At 52.3% G+C, this 9,888-nt stretch carries 9 protein-coding genes and 1 tRNA gene; 9 read left to right on the top strand and 1 reads right to left on the bottom strand.

Annotated elements, in window-relative coordinates; all coding sequences use genetic code 11:
- Nucleotides 1-2 precede the first annotated feature (2 nt).
- Nucleotides 3-96, bottom strand: a tRNA-Ser gene (locus PHC90_07520).
- A gap of 570 nt (nucleotides 97-666) precedes the next feature.
- Here PHC90_07520 and PHC90_07515 point away from each other — a divergent pair.
- The 9 genes from PHC90_07515 (at nucleotide 667) to dnaG (ending at nucleotide 9,883) form a co-directional block, all read left to right on the top strand.
- Nucleotides 667-1,152, top strand: coding sequence for a crossover junction endodeoxyribonuclease RuvC (locus PHC90_07515; GenBank protein ID MDD3846193.1), 486 nt, complete (start codon nucleotides 667-669; stop codon nucleotides 1,150-1,152).
- Nucleotides 1,149-1,763: an OB-fold domain-containing protein gene (locus PHC90_07510; protein ID MDD3846192.1), complete on the top strand. Its 615-nt coding sequence runs from the start codon at nucleotides 1,149-1,151 to the stop codon at nucleotides 1,761-1,763. Before PHC90_07515 ends, PHC90_07510 begins: the two co-directional genes overlap by 4 nt.
- Entirely contained in the window at nucleotides 1,760-2,830 is a 1,071-nt protein-coding gene (gene ruvB, locus PHC90_07505) for a Holliday junction branch migration DNA helicase RuvB (protein MDD3846191.1), read from the top strand. The genes PHC90_07510 and ruvB overlap by 4 nt, the downstream gene beginning before the upstream one ends.
- Nucleotides 2,831-2,944: 114 nt before the next feature.
- The gene (locus tag PHC90_07500; GenBank protein ID MDD3846190.1) at nucleotides 2,945-4,234 is read left to right on the top strand and encodes an adenylosuccinate synthase; all 1,290 of its coding nucleotides are present in this window, start codon (nucleotides 2,945-2,947) and stop codon (nucleotides 4,232-4,234) included.
- A 119-nt stretch (nucleotides 4,235-4,353) separates the two neighbouring features.
- Entirely contained in the window at nucleotides 4,354-5,049 is a 696-nt protein-coding gene (locus tag PHC90_07495; GenBank protein ID MDD3846189.1) for a glycosyl hydrolase 108 family protein, read from the top strand.
- Nucleotides 5,050-5,198: 149 nt separating this feature from the next.
- Complete coding sequence (rpsU, locus tag PHC90_07490; protein MDD3846188.1) at nucleotides 5,199-5,408, top strand: 30S ribosomal protein S21; 210 nt, start codon at nucleotides 5,199-5,201, stop codon at nucleotides 5,406-5,408.
- A gap of 6 nt (nucleotides 5,409-5,414) precedes the next feature.
- A complete protein-coding gene (locus tag PHC90_07485) occupies nucleotides 5,415-5,861 on the top strand; it encodes a GatB/YqeY domain-containing protein (GenBank protein ID MDD3846187.1) in 447 nt (148 codons plus the stop codon).
- Nucleotides 5,862-5,882: 21 nt separating this feature from the next.
- Nucleotides 5,883-8,174 (top strand): Smr/MutS family protein, encoded by a 2,292-nt coding sequence (locus tag PHC90_07480; GenBank protein MDD3846186.1) that lies wholly within the window; start codon nucleotides 5,883-5,885, stop codon nucleotides 8,172-8,174.
- Complete coding sequence (dnaG, locus tag PHC90_07475; protein ID MDD3846185.1) at nucleotides 8,171-9,883, top strand: DNA primase; 1,713 nt, start codon at nucleotides 8,171-8,173, stop codon at nucleotides 9,881-9,883. Before PHC90_07480 ends, dnaG begins: the two co-directional genes overlap by 4 nt.
- Nucleotides 9,884-9,888: the final 5 nt, after the last annotated feature.

Genomic DNA, 9,888 nt, shown 5'->3' with positions numbered 1-9,888 from the left:
TATGGCGGAGAGGGTGGGATTCGAACCCACGGTACGCTTATTAGACGTACAGCCGATTTCGAGTCGGCCCCGTTATGGCCACTTCGGTACCTCTCCGTATGGTGAAGAACTGCTTGAGGAGCAATGCGCTCTTATCCTCCAGAATACCACCTGCAACGTTTACCTTGTGGTTAAGGGGCAGGGTGTTGACGTCGATGATGGAGCCGAAGGCGCCGCGCCTGTCATCGTGGCAGCCGAAAACGAGTCTTTCTATGCGCGCTTCGATTATGGCTCCCGCGCACATGACGCAGGGTTCCATGGTGACGAAGAGCGTGCATCCGGTGAGACGGTAATTGCCTCGGCTCGAGGCTGCATCCCGCAAGGCGATCATCTCCGCGTGCGCGCCGGGATCGGTCAAGGTCCGCGTCATGTTATGGGCCCGGGAGATAATGGCGCCGGTTTCGTCCGTCACCAGGGCGCCTACCGGGACCTCTTCTTTGGTCCACGCCGCGCGGGCCTCTGTGAGACACATCTCCATGTATTCTTCGTCAACCATCCCTCAAGTATACTGATAATGGTGCTTGAAATCAACTGCCCAGTACCTATCTTCTTGGTTTACAAAGACTATCCATCCTGTTATGATGATTATCGATTACCTGACCAAGAGCGATACGAATATGGTGGATAATGATCATTCTAGGCATTGACCCAGGTCTTGCCAGTACCGGTTTTGGGGCACTGCGATGCGACGGACCGGCGCCGGTGCTCCTGAAATGCGGGCACATAAAGACTTTCTCCCATGATAGGATGGCGGACAGGTTGATGCAGATCCATCAGGACGTCGATCGCATCATCGATCAGGTGCAGCCCGACCTTGTTGCCCTGGAAGATGTTTTTTCCCTTGTTCGCTACCCAAGGGCGGGCATACTTCTCGGAAGTGTCCTCGGGGTTCTCTACCTGACTGCCCGGCAGAAGGGGATTCCCGTTCAGGAAATCGCGCCGAAGGAGATCAAGAATTCCCTCGTGGGCTTCGGCAATGCCGGCAAGAAGCAGATCAAGGACGCCGTGGTGAACACGCTGAAGGTTGGAGACATCTCCTCCTTCCATGCATCTGATGCGCTCGCCGTGGCGCTTGCGGTCTATTACCGCAGGGACTACCGGAGGGTGGTGTGATAGCCTATCTCGAGGGAACACTGAAGAGCATCTATGATGAACGCTTGACCCTGCTCGTGGGCGGTGTCGGGTATGATGTTCTCATGCCTGCCTTCGTGATGAGTGAGATCAGAAGGTTAAAGAAGCCGGACGAAGAACTGAGCCTTTATGTTTCTTTCCACCAGACCGAAAGACAGCCCAAGCCGGTCCTTGTCGGTTTCAGACATGAACTGGACCGGGAGTTTTTCGAGCTTTTCATCACCGTTGAGGATATCGGGCCCATGGCGGCCATAAAGGCGCTCACGAAGCCCATACGGGAAATAGCGCGCCATATCGAGGAAAAGGATGTGAGATCACTGCGCAGGTTGAAAGGGATAGGCGAAAGAAAGGCCGACAAGATCGTGGCTACCTTGAAAGGAAGGGTCGCGAAATATGCTCTCATGCCTGAAACAGCAGTTACCGCCCCGATCGCCGAAGATTTCGTAAAGGAAGTCGAGCAGGTGCTCATTACCCAGCTTGGTCATAAGATCTTCGAGGCGAGGCAGATGATAGAGGAGGCGATGAAGAGAAACCCGCGAATCGCTTCATCGGAAGAGCTTTTTGAGGAAGTGTACAGAGGACAGAAACAATGATCGAGGAAGAAACCTCCTCGGAACTCTCAGAGCTTTACAGGAAGGAAGACAACACCGACGGCGACACCGTCGTCACCCTTCGACCGGGCCGGATCTCTGAATATGTCGGCCAGGATACCATTGTCGAAACGCTCCAGATAGCCATCGAAGCGGCGCTGAAAAGGGGCGAACCGCTGGAGCACCTTCTCTTCAACGGGCCTCCGGGTCTGGGAAAGACCACGCTGGCACATATCATTGCCAACGAGATGGGGACACGCATCGTCACATCGTCGGGTCCGGCACTGGAAAAAGGCGGTGATCTGATGGGCCTCCTGACACACCTGGAACGGGGCGATATTTTCTTCATCGATGAGATCCATCGCATCCCCAAGATCGTCGAGGAATTCCTGTACCCCGCAATGGAGGATTTTGCCGTTGACTTTATCTTCGACAAAGGTATCCATGCCAGGACCCACAGATATCGTCTTGAACAATTCACCCTCATTGGCGCGACAACCCGTTCCGGCCTTCTATCATCGCCGCTGAGGGAGCGTTTCGGCATCGTGAGAGACCTTGATTTTTATAAGGACGATGACCTCCTGAGTATTATAAAACGATCCGCATCCATACTGGGTGTTACCGTCGATGACGAGGGCGCTTATGAGACGGCAAGGCGGGCCCGCGGCACCCCCAGGGTGGCGAACAGGCTCCTGAAGCGTGTCCGGGATTATGCCGAGGTCAGGGCCGGGGGAGTGATAACGAAGAGCGTGGCCATAGACGCATTGAGCCTTGAAGGTATCGACGACCACGGGCTCAGCGAGACGGACAGGAAGCTCCTCAGGACCATCATTGTCAATTACAAGGGAGGCCCCGTGGGCATCGAGGCGCTGGCTGCGACGCTGCAGCTCGAGTCGGACGTGCTGATCGAGGTCGTGGAACCCTTTCTGCTCAAATCAGGATTCATCATCCGTACCTCCCAGGGGAGAAGGGCCTCGGATAAGGCATTTTCTCATCTGCAGATCCCCCTTTTGGGGACAGGGCCCATGAGTGGGCTTTTTGACCCTCCGTCCCAGAAAAAAGAGAAATAGGCAGGTCTTTCCCATCAATCGCCTCAAAGAGTCAAAATTCCCGATTAGGCTTGATTTTAGCGGGAGAGTATATTAAAAAAATATGTTCATCAACGAAAAGCGCAGGAGAAAATCATGGCCAATGTGGGAGTTGTCGGGGTTCAGTGGGGCGACGAAGGCAAGGGGAAGATCATTGATTATCTGAGCGAGTTTGCAGATATCATAGTCCGGTTTCAGGGTGGGGCAAATGCCGGTCACACTATCGTCATCGGTGACAAAAAGGTCATCCTCCATCTTATCCCTTCGGGAATTCTCCGTGAAAAGACCTATTGCGTTATCGGCAACGGCGTGGTTATGGACCCCGAAGTACTGGAAAAAGAAATAGAAGAGCTCAGGGGTCTCGGTTATCTCAAGAATGAGAAACGTCTCCTGATAAGCGGTTGCACCCACGTAATCATGCCTTACCATAAAAAGCTCGATGCCCTAAAGGAGTCGAGGACCGCGAAGAAGATAGGAACAACAGGAAGAGGCATTGGCCCCGCCTACGAGGACAGGGCCAGCAGGATGGGCATCCGTGTCATTGATCTCATCGACAGGAAGATCTTTCGTGAGAAACTGAAGGCCAACCTGGAGCTGAAGAATTTCCTCATCCGTCGCTATTATAAGGACGAGCCCCTGATGATCAGGGACATCCTGAAAAAGTTTGAACCCTATCGGAAGATGCTCAAAAAGCATGTCACCGATTCAACATCTTTCCTCCACAAGGCGCTGACAAAGAAGAAAAGGATACTCTTCGAGGGAGCCCAGGGCACCTTCCTTGATGTAGACCATGGGACGTATCCGTATGTCACCTCTTCGAACACGATAGCCGGCAACATTTCGTCCGGTGCCGGCGTACCTCCGAGCGCTGTCAATTACATCCTGGGGATATGCAAGACCTATACGACCCGGGTCGGGGAAGGACCCTTTCCGACGGAGCTCACCGGTCCCGAGGGAGAGCTCATGAGAAAGGTGGGCGACGAATACGGAGCGACCACGGGCAGACCGAGACGGTGCGGATGGTTCGACGCGGTTCTCGTGAGAAGGGCCGTCAGGCTGAACGGCATAAACGGCCTGTCCCTCATGAAGCTTGATGTCCTCGATTCGTTCGATACCATCAAGATCTGCACTCATTACAGAATCGGCAAACGCCTCCATGATGAGCCGCCAATGGCCCTCCAGGATTTCTATCGCTGCGAACCCCAGTATGAGGAAATGCCGGGCTGGAAAACATCAATAAAGGATGTCCGCAGCCTTGATGACCTGCCTCCACAGGCCCTGAATTATATCAGGCGGATTGAAGAACTCGTCGGTGTTCCCGCTGCCATAGTGTCCACGGGGCCCGACCGGGGAAGCACCATCATTCTCAAGAACCCTTTCGGTTAATTCGGCCGGCTGTCAGAAATTCGACGCTCAAATCAGCCCTCTGGTGCTTTTTCCAGGGGGAGCCGCTGTAACCCATGAAAATCTAAGATGTGGCATGTTTGTTGCAAAAATCAGGTATTATGGCCACCAACCTTGATATCACACAAACAGCATCCATGCTTCAGTATCTGCAGAACGGTCGAAAAAAGGCGGAGAGTTTCATAGTCAATCCCGACCCCACAGGTTTTCAGGATGTTCTGCTGCGTTCGTTGACCAGCGGCCAGGCACAGCAGTTCAACCCGATACAGACAGGGCCCGGCATCGACCCGGCGGCCGGTTTTAACGATGAAGATGCCAAGTTCCGCAAGTGCCTCGATTTCGTCCTTGAAAAGGAGGGAACCCGGCTCGTCAAGGAGGACGGCGAGAGAGGGGCATCCCGCTACGGTATATTGCAGTCTACCGCGCGAGCCCTGGGATACAGGGGAAGTATCAAGAACATTACCAGGGAACAGATAGAGGGCATCTACCGGAAGCTGTGGGAGAGATCGGGCGCGTCATCGCTGCCGTACCCCCTGTGCGTCGTTCACTTTGACACCTATGTCAACAGCCCGGCAGCGGCCCAAAAGATCCTGCGGAGATCGCAGGGCAACATTGACAGCTATCTGGGAATGAGGGAACAGCGCTATGTGAGGCTTGCCGCCGCCAAACCGCAGGTATATGCCAAGTACCTGAAAGGCTGGAAGAACAGAGTGAACAGCCTGAGGACCGTGGTGGCGGAATTCGAGAAGAACACCATGTATGCGCGCAACGATCTCTCCACCATCAAAAAAGGGTAGCATCGCGATAGAACCCGTGAGCATGACCGACCTTTTCCCGATTGAACAATATCAATGTTTGACCGCTGAAATCTGTTGACTTTGGCTGTTTTTTCGGGTTTTAATAAGTAGCTTAAATAAACGGATCAAATGGAGGGAGGGAAGAATGGATGCCAGCAGTTATAATAAGAGAAGGTGAATCCTTCGAGAGTGCCCTCAAGAGATTTAAGAAACAGTGCGAGAAAACCGGGATTCTCTCCGAGATCAAAAAAAGAGAACACTACGAAAAACCCAGCGTAAAAAGGAAGAAAAAAATACTCGCTGCGAAGAAGAGAGCTCTGAAAAAACTCAAAAGAAGCATGGATAAAGGCCTTTACTAGGAGTAAATGGACTATAAATCCACAATTGAAGAGGGTTTAAAAGAGGCTTTAAAGAAGAGGGACCAGATAAGGGTGTCCGTGTTCCGGATGCTCCTTGCCTCCACAAAGAACAAGGAAGTCGAGAAAATTAGACCTCTGTTGGACGAGGAGTTCTACGCCCTCGTTAAGACGTCGATCAAACAGCATAACGATTCCATTGAAAGCTTCAGGAAGGGTGGGCGCCCCGAGCTCGTCGAAAAGGAAGAAAAAGAGCTGGAGATCCTCAAGGAGTTTCAGCCCCCTCAACTGTCGGAAGAGGAGATCCTCAAGGGAATAGAAGAAGCGATTGCAGCCGTCGGCGCAACGAGCCGGAAGGAAATGGGGAAGGTAATAAAACTCCTCATGGACAAATTTCCAGGAAGGATCGACGGCAAAATGCTGAGTACAATGGTGCTTAATAGACTGTCGTCGTGATGACGGCAGTCGAAAGCCCCTATGATCGATAAAACGTTATCATACCTTGATTACCTCAAGCTCCGGGATGTCATCTTACAATTCTCTTCAACACCCTTTTCCGGAGACGACCTGCGTCAGCTCCGGCCCCTTGATGACATCGAAGAGATAGAGAGGCGCCATGACCGGATAGAAGCCGTCATGGATGTTATTAAATGGGACGGCAGGGTGCCTCTCTCGGACGTTCCCGACGTTGTTGGGGTGCTCAAGAGGGTTTCCATCAGGGATTCCGTCCTTGAGCCCTCGGAACTCCTTTCCCTGACAAACTTTCTGCGGGCCTGCGAAGACATAGCCGGCTTTCTCGCCAGGGTGTTCAAAAAGAGCAGCTTCATTGACGAGCTTGCTGCGGGGATAGACGGACTGCCCGGACTCTACAAACGGGTCGTGCGCTCTGTCAATGCAGAAGGCTACCTCGAGGACAGCGCTTCCTACGATCTCTCCCGCATACGGACAGAGCTTTTCATGAACAGGGAGAGGATAAAGAAACAGCTCGATAGGATCATGGGCCGCGAGGCGATGCGTCCCATTATCCAGGATGATTACATATCCTTGAGGAACAACAGGTACGTCATCCCCCTTAAGCCTAACTTCAACGAGGCCATCCAGGGCATCGTACACGACTATTCACATTCCCTTAAAACCTCTTTTGTAGAGCCCGTCGAATGCGTGGAGTCCAACAACAGCATCAACGTTCTCGTCAATGAAGAAAAAGAGGAGGAGAAGAAGATCCTCTACGAGCTTACAGAGTTCGCACGGGGATTCAGGGAATCTCTCGAGAGGAACGTACAATGTCTGGCCGAACTCGATCTCTTCCATGCCATGGCGATTTTCTGTCACGAATTCGGGTGCGTCAGGCCCGAGGTCAGGCCTTCGGGCGGCCTGGAGATAAAGAAGGCAATCAATCCCTTCATAGCGATGTCGCGGAAGAATGACGCCGTGCCTATTGATATCGTCATGAAAGAGAACGAGAAAGTGATGATCATAAGCGGCCCCAATGCAGGGGGAAAGACCGCCGCGCTGAAAACGATCGGCCTTCTGTCGCTGATGGCGAAGACAGGCCTCTTCATCCCGGCGGCCGAAAGGCCGGTCATTCCCATGTTTTCGAATATCTTTGCCCTTATCGGAGACGAACAGGACATTTCGATGGAACTCAGCAGTTTTACCGCTCACATGTATGCCATTAAGGACCTCTATCTCAGCGCCCGGAGGGACGAACTTGTTCTCATTGACGAGATAGGCGGCAACACGGAGCCTCAGGAGGCATCGGCGCTGGCAATGGGGGTCATCGACGCCTTCGTTGAGAAAGGGTGCCGCGTCGTTGTCACGACTCACCTGAATCTTATCAAGGCATACGGATACATGAAGGAATATGCGATGAATGTCGCGACCTCTTTTGATACGCAGAACATGAAACCCCTTTACCAGCTAATCTACGGGACTGCCGGCTACTCGAATGCGATCAATGTGGCCAGAAAGATCGACGTGCCGCAGGTGATAATCGAAAAGAGCTATGCCTATTTCAACGAGCAGGAATTCATGCTCAACGATCTCATAACAAGCCTCGAGGAAGAGAAGGCAAAGGCCGGCCAGGAGCGCCTGGAACTGGCAAGAACCAAGGAAGAGGCTCGCGAGCGCTTGAAGGTCATCAGGGAAAAGAAGGATGAGTACCTGAGGAAATGGGAAGGCAAGGCCCGCGAAAGACTCCTCGAACTGGACATCGAGATCGATGAAATCAAAAAAGAGGTTGCAAAAAAGGAAAGAACGTCTATAACAAAGAGTAAGGAGAAAATACGTTCCCTGAAGGAAAGGTTGGGGGGACCCGCTAGGGAGGTCAGGGAGGACATCGGAATAGGCGATTATGTTCTCGTGAAGACACTGGGAAGCAAAGGGTACGTCGTTGATATCGACAAAGAGGGAAGTGTTTTTGAAGTCGCCGTAGGGAATGTCAGAACGAAGTTGAAACGGATGTTTATCGCGAAGGCCGTCGAAGGTCCGAAGCGGGTATCGAAAGACAAGTCCGAGATAAGCGTAGAGAAAATAGAGCAGCGGGATCTGAAGATCGTCGGCATGCGTGTCGAAGAGGCGTTGAAGACAGTCGACACCTTTCTTGACCGGGCCGTCATTGAAGGCATATCGCAGGTCAGGGTCGTTCACGGGGTCGGTACGGGCCGGCTCATGCAGGCCGTTAGAGACCGCCTTGCCGAGACTCCTTATGTACGCACATTTCGCCCCGATGAGCGCAACAGTGGTGTCACGATAGTGGAGCTTACATGAAGGCATCGCTTGACGAACTCCTGCAGAGAGTGAACATCATCGATGTCATATCTCAGCATGTGAAGTTGAGAAAGGCCGGCAAGGACTACATGGGCCTTTGCCCCTTCCACAAGGAAAAGACGCCTTCATTCACGGTAAGCGTCGAAAAACAGATCTTCTATTGCTTTGGCTGCAGGGAAGGGGGCAATGCGGTCAACTTCATAATGAAATACGAGAACCTCACCTTCCTGGAGGCCCTGGAGCATCTCGGCCGTCAATATGGGATAGAGGTGGAAAGAAAAGGGGACAGAAGGAAGGCGGGTCACTATGATGCCCTCGGGAAGCTGTGCGATTACTACGAGAAGGGACTCAAGCGTACAAGCTTCGCCCGGGAATATCTCGAGAAACGAGGGATTTCCACGGAGATAGCGGAGGAGTTCAGGCTTGGCTACAGCGCGCGTTCTCGCGGGGCTTTGAAGGCCTTTATCAGAGCGACGGAGATACCTGCCGACATATTCATGAGTACCGGCATTGTGAGGATGAAGGAGACCGAGCTCTACGATATGTTCGGGGGGAGGATCGTTGTCCCCATCATCGATGTCAACAAGAGGGTCATCGGTTTCGGTGGAAGGACACTTGAAAAGGACGGCATACCCAAGTATGTGAACTCTCCGGAGTCCTCCGTTTTCTCGAAGCGAAATTCCCTGTTCGGAATCGACAGGACAAAAAAACATATTACCGACAAGGACGAGGTTTTTATTGTCGAAGGGTATTTCGACATGATCGCTCTCTACAGCGCGGGTCTGAAGAACGCAGTTTCCACGCTGGGCACGTCTGTGACAGAGGGACAGATCACGAAGTTGAGGAACTACACCGAGAATATCACACTGATGCTTGATGGCGACGAGGCGGGGATCAAGAGCGCATTGAGACTCATCGGTCTTTTCGCCGAGATGGATGTCAACGGAAACATGGTTGTCCTTCCCGAAGGGCATGACCCCGACAGTTTCATCCGGGAAAAGGGTGCTCATGCCATCGTGGAGATCGCCGGGGACAAGAAGCCCATTCTTGACTTCTATTTCGACTACTATGCCGAAAGGGAGAAAATGACGACGGTCAGGGGAAAGCAGGTCTTCATCAAGCAGGTGATGCCTCACGTCGAGGCCATTCACGACAGGGTCAAAAAGAGGCTGTACATCAAACGTCTCTCCGAATTGACCGGGGTTGAAGAAGAGCATTTTGCGGTCAGAAGAACATATGAATTGAATAACGGGGCTGCCAGGGCAGACGACACAAAAGGCGTGATCGAAAGAAAGGTCATCAATGTCTGCATAACACGCCCCGATCTTCTTGAATTCTTTAAAGGAAAGGAGGTTTTGCGGTACATTAACGATGCCGATGTGAGAGAAGTCTTGACCAAAATGGTAACTTGTTTTGAACAGGAAAGGAACCTTGATGTGAGGAACTTCATCGAGACGCTTGAAAAGGAGGACCTGAAAGGGCTTGTCCTCGACGCGGCCTTTGGTGACGCTCATTTGAACGCGGATGAGCCCGAGAAGGTGCTTTTGGACTATTTCAAGTATATCGAGCGCCAGTTCTTCAGGGAGAAGTCGAAGAAGATCACAGAGAAGCTTGCCGAGGCGGAAAAATTGGGGGACGCATCGGCGATCACAGAACTCCTGGAACAAAAGAGGCAGGTATTGACGCATATAAAAAATAATTTTTTATAAAGAGG

Source organism: Syntrophorhabdaceae bacterium, from assembly GCA_028698615.1.
Lineage (GTDB): Bacteria > Desulfobacterota > Syntrophorhabdia > Syntrophorhabdales > Syntrophorhabdaceae > Delta-02.
This window is presented reverse-complemented; position numbering and strand designations above follow the sequence as displayed.

Bases quoted from the DNA above. Each gene is read 5' to 3' on its own strand.
- PHC90_07515 (MDD3846193.1), top strand. From the start codon at position 667: ATGATCATTCTAGGCATTGACCCAGGTCTTGCCAGTACCGGTTTTGGG.
- ruvB (MDD3846191.1), top strand. From the start codon at position 1,760: ATGATCGAGGAAGAAACCTCCTCGGAACTCTCAGAGCTTTACAGGAAG.
- PHC90_07500 (MDD3846190.1), top strand. From the start codon at position 2,945: ATGGCCAATGTGGGAGTTGTCGGGGTTCAGTGGGGCGACGAAGGCAAG.
- PHC90_07495 (MDD3846189.1), top strand. From the start codon at position 4,354: ATGGCCACCAACCTTGATATCACACAAACAGCATCCATGCTTCAGTAT.
- rpsU (MDD3846188.1), top strand. From the start codon at position 5,199: ATGCCAGCAGTTATAATAAGAGAAGGTGAATCCTTCGAGAGTGCCCTC.
- PHC90_07485 (MDD3846187.1), top strand. From the start codon at position 5,415: ATGGACTATAAATCCACAATTGAAGAGGGTTTAAAAGAGGCTTTAAAG.
- PHC90_07480 (MDD3846186.1), top strand. From the start codon at position 5,883: ATGATCGATAAAACGTTATCATACCTTGATTACCTCAAGCTCCGGGAT.
- dnaG (MDD3846185.1), top strand. From the start codon at position 8,171: ATGAAGGCATCGCTTGACGAACTCCTGCAGAGAGTGAACATCATCGAT.